The sequence below is a fragment of the Streptomyces sp. NPDC047017 genome, from assembly GCF_040644175.1.
Lineage (GTDB): Bacteria > Actinomycetota > Actinomycetes > Streptomycetales > Streptomycetaceae > Streptomyces.
Map to the genome: position 1 here is coordinate 18,464 of NZ_JBEYVW010000006.1, position 16,535 is coordinate 34,998.

14 protein-coding genes and 2 pseudogenes are annotated in these 16,535 nt (G+C 73.8%); 11 read left to right on the forward strand and 5 right to left on the reverse strand.

Annotated elements, in window-relative coordinates; translation table 11 throughout:
* The first annotated feature begins 106 nt into the window (after window positions 1-106).
* Entirely contained in the window at window positions 107-1,072 is a 966-nt protein-coding gene (mmuM, locus tag ABZ858_RS11970; RefSeq protein WP_361375366.1) for a homocysteine S-methyltransferase, read from the forward strand.
* Window positions 1,073-1,171: 99 nt separating this feature from the next.
* Here the strand turns inward: mmuM and ABZ858_RS11975 are convergent, their stop codons facing one another.
* From ABZ858_RS11975 to ABZ858_RS11995, 5 genes and pseudogenes are all read right to left on the reverse strand, one after another.
* The gene (locus ABZ858_RS11975) at window positions 1,172-2,755 is read right to left on the reverse strand and encodes a carboxylesterase family protein (protein ID WP_361375368.1); all 1,584 of its coding nucleotides are present in this window, start codon (window positions 2,753-2,755) and stop codon (window positions 1,172-1,174) included.
* Window positions 2,756-3,107: 352 nt separating this feature from the next.
* Window positions 3,108-3,407 (reverse strand): hypothetical protein, encoded by a 300-nt coding sequence (locus ABZ858_RS11980; protein ID WP_361375370.1) that lies wholly within the window; start codon window positions 3,405-3,407, stop codon window positions 3,108-3,110.
* Complete coding sequence (locus ABZ858_RS11985; protein ID WP_361375372.1) at window positions 3,404-4,267, reverse strand: isocitrate lyase/PEP mutase family protein; 864 nt, start codon at window positions 4,265-4,267, stop codon at window positions 3,404-3,406. Before ABZ858_RS11985 ends, ABZ858_RS11980 begins: the two co-directional genes overlap by 4 nt.
* Window positions 4,268-4,634: 367 nt before the next feature.
* Window positions 4,635-5,285, reverse strand: a pseudogene (locus ABZ858_RS11990) (cupin domain-containing protein); the annotation flags it as partial.
* Window positions 5,286-5,353: 68 nt separating this feature from the next.
* A complete protein-coding gene (locus tag ABZ858_RS11995) occupies window positions 5,354-6,568 on the reverse strand; it encodes a YihY/virulence factor BrkB family protein (RefSeq protein WP_361375374.1) in 1,215 nt (404 codons plus the stop codon).
* Window positions 6,569-6,700: 132 nt separating this feature from the next.
* Here ABZ858_RS11995 and ABZ858_RS12000 point away from each other — a divergent pair, with 132 nt between their 5' ends.
* The 10 genes and pseudogenes from ABZ858_RS12000 (at window position 6,701) to ABZ858_RS12045 (ending at window position 16,517) form a co-directional block, all read left to right on the forward strand.
* Complete coding sequence (locus ABZ858_RS12000; RefSeq protein ID WP_361375376.1) at window positions 6,701-8,359, forward strand: acyl-CoA dehydrogenase family protein; 1,659 nt, start codon at window positions 6,701-6,703, stop codon at window positions 8,357-8,359.
* Window positions 8,323-8,523, forward strand: a pseudogene (locus ABZ858_RS12005) (transcriptional regulator); the annotation flags it as partial. The gene ABZ858_RS12000 and the pseudogene ABZ858_RS12005, both read left to right, overlap by 37 nt.
* Window positions 8,524-8,711: 188 nt before the next feature.
* Window positions 8,712-10,079, forward strand: coding sequence for a hypothetical protein (locus tag ABZ858_RS12010; RefSeq protein ID WP_361375378.1), 1,368 nt, complete (start codon window positions 8,712-8,714; stop codon window positions 10,077-10,079).
* 83 nt (window positions 10,080-10,162) lie between these two features.
* Window positions 10,163-10,735 (forward strand): GNAT family N-acetyltransferase, encoded by a 573-nt coding sequence (locus tag ABZ858_RS12015; RefSeq protein ID WP_361375379.1) that lies wholly within the window; start codon window positions 10,163-10,165, stop codon window positions 10,733-10,735.
* A 338-nt stretch (window positions 10,736-11,073) separates the two neighbouring features.
* Window positions 11,074-12,771, forward strand: coding sequence for a nitrite/sulfite reductase (locus ABZ858_RS12020; RefSeq protein WP_361375381.1), 1,698 nt, complete (start codon window positions 11,074-11,076; stop codon window positions 12,769-12,771).
* Entirely contained in the window at window positions 12,768-12,953 is a 186-nt protein-coding gene (locus ABZ858_RS12025; RefSeq protein ID WP_361375383.1) for a hypothetical protein, read from the forward strand. The genes ABZ858_RS12020 and ABZ858_RS12025 overlap by 4 nt, the downstream gene beginning before the upstream one ends.
* A complete protein-coding gene (locus ABZ858_RS12030; protein ID WP_361375385.1) occupies window positions 12,950-13,660 on the forward strand; it encodes a phosphoadenylyl-sulfate reductase in 711 nt (236 codons plus the stop codon). Before ABZ858_RS12025 ends, ABZ858_RS12030 begins: the two co-directional genes overlap by 4 nt.
* Before the next feature lie 27 nt (window positions 13,661-13,687).
* Entirely contained in the window at window positions 13,688-14,224 is a 537-nt protein-coding gene (cysC, locus tag ABZ858_RS12035; protein WP_361375387.1) for an adenylyl-sulfate kinase, read from the forward strand.
* Window positions 14,221-15,159 (forward strand): sulfate adenylyltransferase subunit CysD, encoded by a 939-nt coding sequence (gene cysD, locus ABZ858_RS12040; protein ID WP_361375389.1) that lies wholly within the window; start codon window positions 14,221-14,223, stop codon window positions 15,157-15,159. Before cysC ends, cysD begins: the two co-directional genes overlap by 4 nt.
* 2 nt (window positions 15,160-15,161) lie before the next feature.
* Window positions 15,162-16,517 (forward strand): GTP-binding protein, encoded by a 1,356-nt coding sequence (locus ABZ858_RS12045; protein ID WP_361375391.1) that lies wholly within the window; start codon window positions 15,162-15,164, stop codon window positions 16,515-16,517.
* The last annotated feature ends 18 nt before the right edge of the window (window positions 16,518-16,535 follow it).

Genomic DNA, 16,535 nt, shown 5'->3' on the forward strand with positions numbered 1-16,535 from the left:
CGTACTCACCAGCGCCTCGGCATCGGGCACGGCGGGGAACAGCAGACCGGCCGACTCTCTCGATCCGCGTCTCCTCGTACCCCCGGGAGGGAGTTAGCGTCGGAGTATGCGCAGCAATGCCTCCGTCCCCGTCCCCACCCCTCCCCTCGCCGAGGCCCTGGCCCTGGCCCTGGCCCACGGGACGGTCGTTCTCGATGGTGGTCTGTCCAATCAGCTCGCCTCCGCCGGGCACGATCTCGGTGGCGGGCTGTGGTCCGCGCGGCTGTTGACCGAGCGGCCCGAGGCGGTGAGCGAGGCGCACCTCGCGTACGTCGAGGCGGGCGCGGACGTGGTGATCACCGCGAGTTACCAGGCCACCTTCGAGGGGTTCGCCGCGCGGGGCGCCGGCCGGGAGGAGGCCGCCGCGCTCATCGCGTCCAGCGTGGAACTGGCCCGGGAGGCGGTCCGGCGGGCGCGCGCCCGGGGCGTCGCGCGGCCCCTGTGGGTGGCCGCCTCGGCCGGTCCGTACGGGGCGCTGCTCGCGGACGGATCGGAGTACCGGGGGCGCTACGGGCTCACGGTCGACGAGCTGGAACGTTTCCACCGGCCCCGTCTGGAGGTGCTGGCCGCCGCCCACCCCGACGTGCTGGCCCTGGAGACCGTCCCGGACACCGTCGAGGCCGAGGCCCTGCTGCGAGCCGTGCGCGGGCTGGGCGTACCGGCCTGGCTGTCGTACACCGTCGAGGGACCGCGCACCCGCGCCGGGCAGCCCCTGCGCGAGGCGTTCGCCCTGGCCGCCGACGTGGCGGAGATCATCGCGGTCGGGGTGAACTGCTGCGCCCCCGACGACGTGGGCGCCGCCGTCGCGACGGCCGCCCGGGTGACCGGCAAGCCGGTCGTGGCCTACCCCAACAGCGGCGAGACCTGGGACGCCCGCTCCCGCGCCTGGACCGGCCGCTCCACCTTCACCACCGGCCAGGTCGAGCACTGGCGCTCCCACGGTGCCCGCCTGATCGGCGGCTGCTGCCGGGTGGGCCCGGAGACGATCACGGACATCGCCCGGACACTGCGGGACGGTGACATGCCTCGGTGACACGGCCCGCCGGCATGGCGCGGTGAGGTGACGGCCCGGCGTCCACGTACCCGGTCCGAGAGCGTGCCCTGGTACGTGGTGGACCCCGGTCAGCTCCGGTCAGATGCCGTGGACGTCTCCGGAGCGCCGCAAGCGGCGTATCACCGCGCGGAGTTCCGCGGCCCGGGGCTGTGCGCCGTCGCGCGGGCCGCGCGGGAGCGGCGGGGGCTCGGGCACGGGCGGCGCGGCGGTCCACAGGGCCAGTTCGGCGTCGCGGAGGCCGTGCACCGTGTGCGGGGGCCCGTCACCGAGGACGCGTACCGGGTGGGTGGCGTCCCATGCCTCCCACCCGGGGTCGCCCGACGCGGCGAAGCGGACCCAGGCGGCGTGCATGGTGTCGGCCAGGTCCTGCGGGGCGCCCTCGCCCGCCAGCCGCCGGGAGTCGGGGACGTCGCCGGTGTCGAAGACGAAGCCGAGATCCAGGGCGTGGCAGGCGCCGAGGTCGGGCAGGCGCGAGGGCCAGGCGAACTCGTAGACGTACGAGGAGCCGGGACGGGCGTCCGCCAGCCGGCGCAGGGGGCGGCGCAGCAGGTGGTCGGTGACCAGCTGGCCGACGATCTCGGCGGCCCCGGCGCGCGGCCGCAGGGTGCGGTAGCCGCGGACGACCTCGTGCCCGCAGTGGCAGCGCGCCATGGCCCCGGCCAGGGCGACCGCGCCGAGCCGGTCGACCCGCTCCAGCAGGCCGCCGGGGGCCAGCCACAGCCGGTACTCGTCGCGGGTCCAGCCCATGAGCAGGCCGGCGTCGCGCGCCGCCTCCCCCGACACCAGCGCCTCCAGCGGATCGCGGGGCACGAGGTCGCCGTCGACGACGATCCCGAACGCCGGACCGCCGAGGACCGGGCTGCTCAGGCGGCCCACCTCCGCCTGGGTGCGCAGCAGCAGGCCGCGCTCGACGGCCGCGAAGCCCTCCGCGGTGGCGGGCACCTTCAGCCGGTTCGCCATGCGGCGCACCATCCGCCGTACCTTGTCCCGGTCGGAGGCCTCCGGCGGCCCGCTCTGCAGGACCGCCCGCCGGAACAGGCCCTGCGCCTGCGGGGCGGCGATCAGGGCGCCGACGCTGATCGCGCCGGCCGACTGGCCGCCCAGGGTGATCCGGTCGGGGTCGCCGCCGAAGGCCGCGACCGACTCGCGCACCCAGCGCAGCGCGGCGAGCTGGTCGCGCAGCCCGGGGTTGGCCGGGGCGTCCGGGAAGAGTCCGTAGCCCTCCACGCCCAGGCGGTAGTTGGCGGAGACGAGGACGACCCCGTCGCGGGCGAAGGCGTACCCCTCGTACACGGGGACGGCCGAGGAGCCGCGGGTCAGCGCGCCGCCGTGCAGCCACAGCAGCACGGGGAGCCGGGCGCCGGGACCCGGCTCGGGGGTCCACACATTGAGGTTGAGGCAGTCGTCGCCGGGCACGTCCGGATCGGACAGGTACTGCGCGAAGGCGTCCGAGTACGGCGGTTTGGGCGCGGTGGGTCCGAAGGCGCCCGCGTCGCGCACCCCGTCCCACGGCTCGGGCGGCTCGGGCGGCCGGAACCGGCGCGGGCCGAAGGGGGGCGCCGCGTACGGGATGCCGCGGAACACCGCCACCCCATGCTCGTACCTGCCGCGTACCGCCCCGTGCGGCGTGGTGACCACGGGTTCCGTCCGGTCCGCCGCCATACGCCCACCAGCCCTTCGCCGCGCTCGTGCACCGGTGATTCCACAGCATCACGACGGCGCCCGATATTCCGGCGCAAGGGGCCGGGGTACGGCTGTTCGGCGTACGCCGACGCCCGCGCCCCCACCGCCCGGCCAGGCCGCCGGCATGGGCATCCGTACCCGGCTTCAGTCCCCAGTCCGATACCGGCATCCGTGTCCGGCTCCGGCCCCGGCTCCCCACCGGCAGCGCCCCCGCCCACACCACCACCGCGCGCGAACGCCGGGTCGTCACCGGTCCGTTCGCGCGCGGTGCGGTGTCCGGCCGTGCGTCACGGGACCCGTCCGGCCGCCGGGCCGGTCCCGCCCGCGTGCCTCAGTCGTCGTGCGGCTCCTGCCCCGCGCGTCCCGCGCCCACCAACGTCTCCATCAGGTCGACCGCGCTGCCGTCGTGGTCGCTGCCGGCGGTGCCGCTGCCGGTCTGGAGGTTGGCCGCGCGGTCGACCTCCAGGATCGAGTCGGCGTGGGAGTTGTCGAGGACGGTGATGAGGCTGCCGGCCGTGGCGGTGGGGGCCGCGGCGCCCACCAGGGCCGCCGAGAGCACGGCCGCCGCCCGCAGCCGGTGCGCGAGCAGGGGCGCGCGGACCCGACGTGCGGGACCGGAGCGGTGGCTCACGCGTCCGCGCCCACGCGCTCGGTCCGCCGGTGCGCCATGTTGCGCTCCAGCAGGCTGGTCGCGGCCCGTACGCCCACGCCGCGCGTCGCGTCCAGTTCGGGCAGCCGGCCGTCGGCCCGCCGGAGTTCGGCGAGCGCGCTGTCCATCGCCTCGTGCGCGGCGAACAGGCACGGGGTGCTGTAGATCGCGACGTCCACGCCCAGCTCGGACAGCTCGCCCAGGGACAGCCGCGGGGACTTGCCGCCGGCGATCTGGTTGAACAGCAGGGGCTTGTCGCCCACCACCTCGCGCACCCGGCGGATCCAGTCCACGCTGCGGATCCCGTCGACCAGGAGCACGTCCGCGTCGGTGGCGGCCAGGGCCTCGGCCCGGCGCAGGATGTCGGCCTCGTCGGTGGCGTCGGTCCGGGCCACCACGACGAGGTCCCGCCGGGTGGCGAGCACCCGCTCCAGCTTGGTCAGGTACTCGTCCAGCGGGAGCACCTGCTTGCCGTCGGCGTGCCCGCACCGGCGGGGTCGCTTCTGGTCCTCCAGGATCACCCCGGAGGCGCCGATCCGCTCCAGCCCCTCCACCACGTGGCAGGCGACCTCGGCGTCGACGTACCCGTCGTCGATGTCCACCAGCAGGTGGTGGGCGGGGAACGCGCCCCGCAGCCGCTGGACGAACGCCACCATGTCCGGCCAGGCGATGAAGCCGATGTCCGGCAGCCCGTAGTGCGAGGCCGCGAAGCCGAAACCGGAGACGAACATGCCGTCGTAGTGTTCGGCCGCGATCGACGCCGAGTACATGTCGTACACACCGATCAGCGGTGTGGTGCCCGGCCCGGCGATCTGCTCGCGCAGCTTCTTTCCGTAAGTCAACGGTCGCTCCTCTGCTGGAGGTTGGGCGCACGGCGCCCGGAGGTCGGCCGTCCGCCGGAGTGCGCCAGCAGACGACCACTTTGCCAAGACAAAAGATTCCCTAGACCTGGGCCTGAGACGTACTTAGGACGGTCTTTACTCACCCGAACGGCCGAACGCCTTCACCGGAGAAACGTCACTGACCGGCGTGTCGCGCCACCCGGCTGACGCCACCGCGCCCGAGGACCGCCCCCGGCCCGCTGTCCTGTCCGCTGTCCGATTCCTTCAAGACCGGCGGGCGGGCGGCTGCCCACGGTTTCTGCATGACTCCACGATCCGCCGTGATCGGCCTGGTCTCCTCCGACCTGGCCGCCTCGCTCACCTTCTACCGCGGCACCGGGCCGACGACGGGGTCGCCGAGCGCCCGGTACCAGGCGGGTGCCGCCGCGTCCGGGCGGGCGGACCAGGCCCGCGGCGCGGCGACGACCAGCAGGTCGAGCAGGCGGTCGAGGACGACCTCCTGGCCCGGTGCGGCGCGGCCGATCTCCTCCGTCAGGTACGGCGTGAGCGGGCACCGCCACACGTCGGAGGTGAGGGCGAGCAGCGGCGGCAGCGCGTCCAGCAGCCGGCCGTCGACCTCGCCCTTCATGAGGTACGCGCCGATCAGCGGCACCGCCGCGCCGTCGGCGCGGTCGCCCCGGGAGCGTACGCCCAGGTCCATGGAGCCGTTCAGCGAGCGCCCGTCGGGGTGGCTGCGCGCGCCGCCCGGCAGGGTCAGCGCCTGCGGCGGCGTAGCGGGGTCGTCGGCGCAGATGTACGCGTCCGGGCCGCGCGCGATGGCCAGGTCACCGGCTTCGAGCAGGACCTTCTCGCCGTTGTCCGGCAGGACCCAGGCCGCGCCGCGGGCCATCGGCATCACCGTGAGCGGCGCCCGGTCCGCCACGCGCACCGCCCATGGCGGGTCGAGGCAGGCGCGGACCACGAAGGCACCGCGCGCGGGACCCTCCAGGAGACCGGCGAGTGCCGTCCATGGGCTCAGCGTGGACGCGCGCTCACGCGGGCGGACCGCTCAAGAACGGTTCCCCGCCGGGCAGGGCGCCCAGGCGGTCACTTCTCCGGCGCCGAACCGTTCTGGTCCTCCTTGTGCGCGCTGTGCGGGCCGCGCGCCTGGGCGTTCTTGACCTGGGCGCGCAGGCGGGCGGTCACGTCCTCGGGCGGCAGGAAGCGCGACCAGCGCTCGGGGAACTCGGAGGGCATGCCGGCGTCGGAGGTGTCGTCGAGGTCGTCGGTGTCGTCGAAGTCGTCGGTGTCGTCGGCGTAGGTCACCCGGGCGGCGGTGGCACGGGCGACGTACTGCGCGATCTGCGCCTCGCGCACCCGCTCGTTGGCGGCGCGGGCCGCGGCGGTGGCGGCGGCCGGCCAGACCCGGTCGATGGCGGCGTTGACCGCGGCCCCGACGAGCACGGCGAACGCGGACACGCCGATCCACAGCAGCACGGCGACCGGCGCGGCCAGTGAGCCGTAGATGGTGGGGCCCTCCACGGTGCTGGTGAGGTAGATCCGCAGCAGGAAGCTGCACACCACCCACATGGCGAGGGCGACCAGCGCGCCGGGCACGTCCTCGATCCACGGCGAGCGCACCGGCACGGACACGTGGTACAGCGTGGTCAGGAACGCGATGGACAGCACGATGACCACGGGCCAGTACAGGACCTGCACCACGGTCGTCGACCACGGCACGATCCGCACCACCGCGTCCGGTCCCGCCACCATCAGCGGCAGCGCGACCGAGCCGATCAGCAGCGCCACGATGAACAGCAGGAAGGCCATCAGCCGGGTGCGGACGATGCCGCGCACACCGTCCAGGCCGTACATGACGGTGATGGTGTCGATGAAGACGTTCACCGCGCGCGAGCCCGACCACAGGGCGAACACGAACCCGATGGAGATCACGTCGGGCCGGCCGCCCTGCATCACGTCCCGCAGGATCGGCTGGGTGATCTCCTTGACGCCCTGGTCGGACAGGACCGTGCGGGAGGCGTCCAGGATGTTGCGCTCCAGGCTGGCGATGGTGTGCGCGCCGGTCCAGGAGTCGACGTAGAAGAGCAGCGCGATGAGGCTGAGCAGCAGGGGCGGCACGGACAGCAGGGTGAAGAACGCGGCCTCGGCGGCCAGGCCGAGGATGCGGTACTCCATGCACGAGTTGACGGTGTCCTTGAGCAGCAGCCAGGCGGTCCTGCGCTTGGAGACGTTCCGGTAGAGGGCGCGGGCCCGGTGGAAGCGGCCGGACGGCCTGTCGGGGGGTTCACTGGCTGGCTGCACGAGCCAAAGGTATCTCTGCCAGGCCCCGGCCCTCTCATCCACCGGTACCTGCTCGCGGATCACCGCCGGTACCTGCTCGCGGATCACCGCCGGCGTGGTGAGCGGCGCTCCGGCGCGGGTAGGTTCCCTGCCATGGCAGCCAGCACTCACTCGGTGACCAACCAGCCGCCGCCGCTGGTCGGCTACGACGTCTTCGCCGCCGACCGCGCCCTGTCCGAGGCGGTCGGGCGGCACGTGGAACGTGACTCGCTGGACGAGGTGCGCGAGGAGTTGTCGTCGCTGGGGCGGGCCGCCGGATCGGCCCAGCTCCAGGAGTGGGCCGCGCAGGCGAACGAGAACCCGCCGGTGCTGCGCACCCACGACCGTTATGGCCGGCGCGTCGACGAGGTGGAGTTCCACCCGGCCTGGCACCGGCTGCTCGGCAAGGGTGTCTCGGCCGGTCTGACGGCCGCCTGGACGCGCCCGGCGGGGCACGTGCGGCGGGCGGCGGCCCTGCTGGTGTGGACGCAGGTCGAGGCCGGCAACGGCTGCCCGCTGTCGACGACCCACGCGGCGGTGCCCGCGCTGCGCGTCGATCCGGAGCTGGCCGCCGAGTGGGAGCCTCGGCTGACGTCCATGGTGTACGACCGCGGGCCGCGGCCCGCGCACCTGAAGTCCGGCGCCCTGCTCGGTGTGGCCACGGCCGAGAAGCAGGGCGGCAGCGACGTACGGTCCACCACCACCGCCGCGCGGCCGCTCGCGGAGGCCGGGACATACGAGCTGACCGGGCACAAGTGGTTCTGCTCGGCGCCGATGTCGGACGGCTTCCTGGTGCTGGCCCGGGCGCCGGGCGGGCTCACCTGCTTCCTCGTGCCGCGTGTGCTGGCGGACGGCACGCGGAACGTGTTCCTGCTCCAGCGGCTGAAGGACAAGCTGGGCAACCGGTCGAACGCGACGGCCGAGGTCGAGTTCGACGGGACGTGGGCGCGCCGGGTCGGTGAGGAGGGGCGCGGGGCGCGCGTCCTCGGCGAGATGACGGCGGCGGCCCGGCTCGACTGCGTACTCGGCTCGGCGGGGCTGATGCGGCAGGCGGTGGCGCAGGCGGTGCACCACTGCGCCCACCGGGAGGCGTTCGGCGGGCCGCTCGCCGGGCAGCCGCTGATGCGCAACGTCCTGGCCGACCTGGCGCTGGAGTCGGAGGCGGCGACCACGCTGGCGCTGCGGCTGGCGGCGGCCTGCGACGACGGCGGCGAGCAGGAGCGGGCCCTCCTGCGGATCGCGGTGCCGGCCGCGAAGTACTGGGTGGCCAAGCGGTGCGCGCCGCTCGTGGTGGAGGCCGCGGAGTGCCTGGGCGGCAACGGGTACGTCGAGGAGTCCGGACTGCCCCGCCTGGTGCGGGAGTCGCCGCTCAACTCCCTCTGGGCGGGCGCCGGGAACATACAGGCGCTGGACGTGCTGCGGGCGCTGCGGCACGAACCGGGGGCGTTCGACGCGTACTTGCGCGAGGTGGGCCGGGCGCGCGGCGCCGACCACCGCCTGGACGCGGCGATCAAGGACCTGCTGACCGAACTCGCCGACCTGGAAGGCGTGGAGGCCCGCGCGCGGCGGCTGGCCGAGCGGCTGGCGCTGGTGCTCCAGGGGGCGCTGCTCGTGCGGTACGCGCCGCCCGAGGTCGCCGACGCGTTCTGCGCCTCCCGGCTGGGCGGGGACTGGGGAGCGGCCTTCGGCACGCTGCCGCACACCCTGGACCTGACGTCGGTGGTGGAACGCGCGCGGCCGATGAGGTGTCCGGCGATCCGGGCCGTTCGGTGACCGTGCGGGCCGAGTTGCCCCGGGTACGGCGCTACCTGGGCGCGTTCCTCGAACACCGGCCGTACCGCTTCCGCGAGGACGCCGAGGTGGAGGTGCTGCTCCCGGACGACCCGCGCGGCCTGCTCCCGCACTCGGCGGCACCGGCGGCCTCCCGCGCCCGCTGAGCGGTACGCCGGGGACATCGGGCGTGCAATTGCACGGTCTTCGCCCTGCGGCGCGCCGCACTGCCGTAGCATCGCCTCGGGTCGCCGCTCGTGCTCCACGGGCAACGCCCGGGTCGAGCGGCGCAGTTGGCCGGTGCGGGCCGGCGGGCGCCCCGGTGGCGAGACCGAGCCCTGGACAGGGGGGTTGGATGAAGCAACGCGGGCGACACCGCCGGCGCAGGCGGGGCAGGGCGCTGCGCGCGGTCCTGGCCGGCGCCGGACTCGCGCTGACCGCCACCGCCACCCTGATCAGCGCCTCCCAGGCCACGGTCACCGACGACCCCGGCGCTCTCAGACCGCTCACCTCGGCCGCCGAGCTGAGCGTCCTGCGGCTGACGGAACAGCCCGTGCCCGCACCGGCGCTGAACCGGCTGGCCGCGGCGATGGGCCGCCCGGTCGACGCCGGCGCGGTCCTCGACAACGCCGACCACACCCTGCGCGACGCCGGCGACTGCACCGCCGAGGAGAAGAAGGCGCTGCCCGTCGAACCGGCGGCCACCCGCGCCTACTGCTGGGACGCAGCCGACGCCGCCACCCGCCAGTGGCGGCCCGAGTCGGTGGCCACCGCCGGGGACCTGGACGGTACCGGCCGGTGGGGCACGCACCGCCTGATCCTGTCCGGCTGGACGCACCGCGGCGCCGACACCGGCGGCACGGGCCTGGCCCGGGTGGCGTTCGTCGACGCCGACGACCCGTACCACCTCACCTACACCTGGGCGCTGCTGGCCGTCCCCGTCGACGGCGGGCGCGACTACCGCGGGCTCGCCTCGCATGTGTCGGGGATGGTCTGGTACCAGGACAAGCTGCTGGTCACCACCTCCGGCAGTGAGAGCGACGCGCTGTACGTGTACGACCTGCGCCGCATCGAGCGCGCCACCGTCACCGCGGACGCGGTCGGCCGGGTGCCGGGCGGCTGGTCGGCGCACGGCTACCGCTGGGTGCTGCCCGCGGTCGCCTCCTACCGCCCGGCCGCCGGCAGCTGCGAGCGGACCGGCCGGGGCGGCGCGCGCGCCACGCCGGCCGATGCCGCCCCGCCGTGCCCGACCGGGCTCTCCCTGGACCGCACCTCCGCCCCGGACAGCCTGGTCGCCAGTGAGACGACGCCCTCGGGCAGCGGGCGGCACACCCGGCTGTGGCGCTACCTGTTCAGCGCGGACCCCGGCCGGTCCGGGCTGCTGGCCGCCGGTCCCGGCGGGACCGTGGCCGCCGAGGAGGCGTACGAGACGAAGGCGGACGGGGTGCGGGGCGTGCTCGCGCACCGCACGGCCCCGGCCGGGGGCACCGACTGGTACCTGGGCCGCACCGCGGGCCGGCGCGGCGGGCACGGCACGCTGTGGCGGCAGGACGCGCGGGGCGCGCAGGCCACCGAGTGCGGCACGTCGGGCGACACGCACCGCTGCTGGGGCGACGGCGCCGGTTCCCTCTCCTACTGGCCCGCGAGCGGCGAGGTGTGGTCGGTGTCCGGGCGGATGCTGTTCGCGCTGCCGCTGTCCTCGGTCGAACGGGCCCTGCGGTAGTCGAACAGGCCAAGCGGCAGGCGCCCGGGGCCGGACCGGGCGCCGATCGACACGGGCCGGGGCCGGATGATTCCCTGACCGGCATGACGAACATCGCCGTGACCACGTGGTCCCTGGAGCAGACCGCCCCGACCGACCTCCTGCCGGCCGCCGCGCCCGAGGGGGACGTGCGGGTCGTCCGCGCCGAGGTGCCCTCGCCCGAGTTCAGCCGGTTCCTGTACGCGTCGGTGGGCGGCGACATCCACTGGACGGACCGGCTGGGCTGGTCGTACGACCGGTGGCGGGCCCACCTGGAGCGTCCGGGTGTGGAGACCTGGGTGGCGTACGACCGGGGCACGCCCGCCGGGTACATCGAGCTGGAGGCGCAGGACGACGGGGTGGTGGAGATCGTCTACTTCGGGCTGGTCCTCGCCTTCCGGGGCCGGCGGATCGGCGGGCACCTGCTGTCGTACGGCACCGCCCGCGCCTGGGACCTGGCCGACCGCTGGCCGGGGCTGGCCTCCACGAAGCGGGTGTGGGTGCACACCTGCAGCAAGGACGGCGAGCACGCGATGGACAACTACCAGCGCCGGGGCTTCACGCTGTTCGACACCAAGGTCGAGGAAGAAGCGGAGGTGGCGACTCCGGGGCCGTGGCCCGGAGCGCACCCGGCCTGACCTGGGCGGAGACCCACGACCTGCGATCCTGTGACCCACGACACCCTTGTCTCGCGGAACGAGACAAGGGTGTCCACATTTTGGATAAAGCTGGACTGTGTCCAGAACGCCGTGCCACGCTGCCGTCATGCCTGGAACTGGAACCGCCTTGGTGAGCCGACGCCACGTCGACCACGGCCGCATGTCCAGCGCCATCTGTCCGGCGCGCTGACCCGCCCGCCGCGCCGCGGTCCCCTCCGCTCCTCCTCGCCTGCCGCGCACCACCGCGCGCGCCTGCCCTCGCGCCCGTACGCGCAGGTCCGAGCCGCTTTCCGCCTGCCTTGAAGGACGTACCAACCATGGCCGCCACCCCACCGAACGCCGCTGCCGCGACCCCCCGCCGCAAGGTGAGCCGTCACCGCGGTGAGGGTCAGTGGGCCGCGGGCCACTTCACCCCGCTCAACGGCAACGAGCAGGTCAAGAAGGACGACGACGGTCTCAATGTGCGGACACGCATTGAGACGGTCTACTCGAAGCGGGGTTTCGACTCCATCGACCCCAGTGACCTGCGCGGCCGGATGCGCTGGTGGGGCCTGTACACCCAACGCAAGCCCGGCATCGACGGCGGCAAGACCGCGATCCTGGAGCCGGAGGAACTGGACGACCGCTACTTCATGCTGCGGGTGCGCATCGACGGCGGCCGGCTCACCACCGGGCAGCTGCGGGTGATCGGTGAGATCTCGCAGGAGTTCGCGCGCGGCACCGCCGACATCACCGACCGGCAGAACGTCCAGTACCACTGGATCCGGATCGAGGACGTGCCCGAGATCTGGAACCGGCTGGAGGGCGTCGGCCTGTCCACCGTCACCGCCTGCGGCGACACCCCGCGTGTGATGATCGGCTCGCCGGTCGCCGGGATCGCCGAGGACGAGATCATCGACGGCACCCCGGCCCTGGAGGAGATCCAGCGCCGCGTCCTGGGCAACAAGGCGTACTCGAACCTGCCGCGGAAGTTCAAGACGGCCATCTCGGGCTCGCCGCTGCTGGACGTGGTCCACGAGATCAACGACGTGGCCTTCGTCGGCGTACGCCACCCCGAGCACGGGCCCGGCTTCGACCTGTGGGTCGGCGGCGGCCTGTCCACCAACCCCAAGCTGGGCGTGCGGCTGGGCACCTGGGTGCCGATCGAGGACGTCCCGGACGTCTACGAGGGCGTCATCTCGATCTTCCGTGACTACGGCTACCGGCGGCTGCGCAACCGGGCCCGGCTGAAGTTCCTCGTCGCCGACTGGGGCGCCGAGAAGTTCCGCCAGGTGCTCCAGGACGAGTACTTGAAGCGCGAGCTGCTGGACGGGCCCGCCCCCGGGCAGCCCGCCCACCAGTGGCGTGACCACATCGGTGTGCACCGGCAGAGGGACGGCCGCTACTACGTCGGCTTCGCCCCTCGGGTCGGCCGGGTCGACGGCACCACGCTCACGAAGATCGCCGAGCTGGCCGAGGCGCACGGCTCCGGGCGGGTGCGGACCACCGTCGAACAGAAGATGATCATCCTCGATGTCGAGGAGGGGCAGGTCGACTCGCTGGTCGACGGCCTGGACGCGCTGGACCTGACCGCGCGCCCGTCCTCCTTCCGGCGCGGCACCATGGCCTGCACCGGCATCGAGTTCTGCAAGCTCGCCATCGTCGAGACCAAGGCGCGCGGCTCCCAGCTGATCGACGAACTGGAGCGCCGCCTCCCCGACTTCGACGAGCCGCTGACCATCAACCTCAACGGCTGCCCCAACGCCTGCGCCCGTATCCAGGTGGCGGACATCGGTCTCAAGGGCCAGCTGGTGCTGGACGAGAACGGCGAGCAGGTGGAGGGCTACCAGGTCCACCTGGGCGGGGCGCTCGGCCTGGAGCCGTCCTTCGGCCGCAAGGTGCGCGGCCTGAAGGTGACCTCCGCGGAGCTGCCCGACTACATCGAGCGGGTCCTCAAGCGCTTCCAGGCGGGGCGCGAGGACGGCGAGCGCTTCGCCGTCTGGGCCGCGCGTGCCCCCGAGGAGGACCTGTCGTGAGCGAGCGCGCGGCCCCCTTCCACTGCCCCTACTGCGGCGAGGAGGACCTGCGCCCCAGTGAGGAAGGGCACGGGGCGTGGGAGTGCGCGGCCTGCAACCGGGCCTTCCGGCTGAAGTTCCTCGGGCTGCTCGCCCGCGGGCTGCGGCGCACCGCCGACGAGGGAGGGGACGAGGGGACATGACGAGCGGTCAGGAAGAGCGCACCGACGACGCGTTGAGGGAGCTGGCCGAGCGGGCCGGCCGCGAGCTGGAGGACGCCTCCGCCCTGGACGTCCTGCGCTGGGCGGCCGGGACCTTCGGCGAGCGGTTCTGCGTGACCTCCTCCATGGAGGACGCGGTGGTCGCCCATCTCGCCTCCCGCGCGATGCCCGGCGTGGACGTGGTGTTCCTCGACACCGGCTACCACTTCCCGGAGACCATCGGCACCCGCGACGCGGTCGAGGCCGTGATGGACGTCAACGTCATCACCCTCACCCCGCGGCGCACGGTCGCCGAGCAGGACGCCGAGCACGGCCCGGGGCTGCACGACCGCGACCCCGACCTGTGCTGCGCGCTGCGCAAGGTGCGGCCCCTGGAGGAGGGCCTGCAGGGCTACCAGGCGTGGGCGACCGGACTGCGCCGCGACGAGTCCCCGACCCGGGCGCACACCCCGGTCGTCGGCTGGGACGAGAAGCGGCGCAAGGTGAAGGTCTCGCCCATCGCCCGGTGGACGCAGGAAGACGTGGCGGCCTACGTCGACGAGCACGGGGTCCTCACCAACCCGCTGCTGTCGGACGGTTACGCCTCCGTCGGCTGCGCCCCCTGCACCCGGCGGGTCCTGGAGGGCGAGGACGCGCGCGCCGGCCGCTGGGCGGGCCGCGCCAAGACCGAGTGCGGACTGCACGGCTGACCCATGACACCCATACAGGAGAACCACGTGACGACCGGAGCCACCGTCTGGCTCACGGGTCTGCCGAGCGCCGGCAAGACCACCATCGCGCACGAGCTGGCGGGCCGGCTCCGCGAGGAGGGCCACCGCGTCGAGGTGCTCGACGGCGACGAGATCCGCGCGTTCATCTCGGCGGGCCTCGGCTTCAGCCGCGAGGACCGGCACACCAACGTGCGGCGCATCGGCTTCGTCGCCGAACTGCTCGCCCGCAACGGCGTCCTGGCGCTGGTCCCGGTGATCGCCCCGTACGCGGACAGCCGGGACGCGGTCCGCAAGCGGCACGAGGAGAACGGCACCGCGTACGCCGAGGTGCATGTGGCGACCCCGGTCGAGGTGTGCTCGGCACGCGATGTGAAGGGCCTGTACGCCCAGCAGGCCGCCGGTGAGCTGACCGGGCTGACCGGCGTCGACGACCCGTACGAGGAGCCCGAGCGGCCCGATCTGCGGATCGAGTCGCAGCACCAGAGCGTGCAGGAGTCCGCGGCGTCGGTGTACGCCCTGCTCAGCGAGAGGGGACTGGCATGACGACGACCGTCGCCGCGGCCGAGGAGGGCACGGCGGGGCCGTACGCCCTGACGCACCTGGACGCGCTGGAGTCCGAGGCGGTGCACATCTTCCGCGAGGTCGCGGGCGAGTTCGAGAACCCGGTGATCCTGTTCTCCGGGGGCAAGGACTCGATCCTGATGCTGCACCTGGCGCTGAAGGCGTTCGCGCCCGCGCCGGTGCCGTTCGCGCTGCTGCACGTGGACACCGGGCACAACTTCCCCGAGGTCCTTGAGTACCGGGACCGCACGGTCGCCGAGCACGGGCTGCGGCTGCACGTCGCCTCCGTGCAGGACTACATCGACCGGGGTGTGCTCAAGGAGCGCGCGGACGGCACCCGCAACCCGCTGCAGACGCTGCCGCTGACCGAGAAGATCCAGGCCGAGCGGTTCGACGCGGTCTTCGGCGGCGGGCGCCGCGACGAGGAGAAGGCCCGCGCCAAGGAGCGGGTGTTCTCGCTGCGCGACGAGTTCTCCCAGTGGGACCCGCGCCGCCAGCGCCCCGAGCTGTGGAACCTCTACAACGGCCGGCACGCGCCCGGCGAGCACGTCCGCGTCTTCCCGCTGTCCAACTGGACCGAGCTGGACGTGTGGCAGTACATCGCCCGCGAGGGCATCGAGCTGCCGGCGATCTACTTCGCGCACGAGCGGGAGGTGTTCCAGCGGGCCGGGATGTGGCTGACCGCCGGCGAGTGGGGCGGCCCCAAGGACGGCGAGACCGTGGTGAAGCGGCAGGTCCGCTACCGCACGGTCGGTGACATGTCCTGCACCGGGGCGGTCGACTCGGACGCGGTCACCCTGGAGCAGGTGATCACCGAGATCGCCGCCTCCCGGCTCACCGAGCGCGGCGCCACCCGCGCCGACGACAAGCTCTCCGAGGCCGCGATGGAAGACCGCAAGCGCGAGGGGTACTTCTAGCCATGACCAGCACCACCGAACCCGCCGAGCCGCTGTCGGTCGAGCAGCTGTCGGAGACCACCCTGCTGCGGTTCGCCACCGCCGGGTCCGTCGACGACGGCAAGTCCACCCTGGTGGGCCGGCTGCTGCACGACTCCAAGTCGGTCCTCACCGACCAGCTGGAGGCCGTGGAGCGCGCCTCGGCCGGCCGCGGCCAGGACACCCCGGACCTCGCGCTGCTCACCGACGGCCTGCGCGCCGAACGCGAGCAGGGCATCACCATCGACGTGGCCTACCGCTACTTCGCCACCGCCCGCCGCCGCTTCATCCTGGCCGACACGCCGGGCCATGTGCAGTACACGCGGAACATGGTGACCGGCGCGTCCACCGCCGAGCTGACGGTGGTCCTGGTCGACGCCCGCAACGGCGTGGTCGAGCAGACCCGCCGGCACGCCGCGATCGCCGCCCTGCTGCGGGTCCCGCACGTGGTCCTCGCCGTCAACAAGATGGACCTGGTGGACTACCGGGAGCCGGTGTTCGCGGCGATCGCCGAGGAGTTCACGGCGTACGCCACCGAGCTGGGCGTCCCGGAGGTCACCGCCATCCCGATCTCGGCGCTGGCCGGCGACAACGTGGTGGAGCCGTCCGCGGTCATGGACTGGTACGGCGGCCCGACCGTGCTCGAACACCTGGAGACCGTCCCGGTCAGCCACGACCTGGCGCACTGCCACGCCCGGCTGCCCGTGCAGTACGTGATCCGGCCGCAGACCGCCGAGCACCCCGACTACCGGGGGTACGCGGGCCAGATCGCGGCCGGCACCTTCCGGGTCGGCGAGGCGGTCACCGTGCTGCCCTCCGGGCGGACCTCGCGGATCGCGGGCATCGACCTGCTGGGCGAGCCGGTCGAGGCGGCCTGGACGACGCAGTCGGTGACCGTGCTCCTGGCGGACGACATCGACGTCTCGCGCGGCGACCTGATCGTGCCCAGCAAGGACGCGCCGGCCACCACCCAGGACGTCGAGGCGACCGTCTGCCATGTGGCCGACGCCCCGCTGACCGTCGGCCACCGGGTGCTGCTCAAGCACGGCACCCGCACGGTCAAGGCGATCGTCAAGGACATCCCGTCCCGGCTCACCCTCGACGACCTGTCCCTGCACCCGCACCCGGGCCGGCTCGTCGCCAACGACATCGGCCGGGTGAAGATCCGTACCGCCGAGCCGCTGCCGGTCGACTCCTACGCCGACTCGCGCCGCACCGGCTCGTTCATCCTGATCGACCCGGGCGACGGCACCACGCTGACCGCCGGCATGGTCGGCGAGTCCTTCGCCGCGCCCGAGCCGGTCAAGGACGCCGACGACGAGGACGGCTGGGACTTCTGAGCATGAGCCTTCCCGATT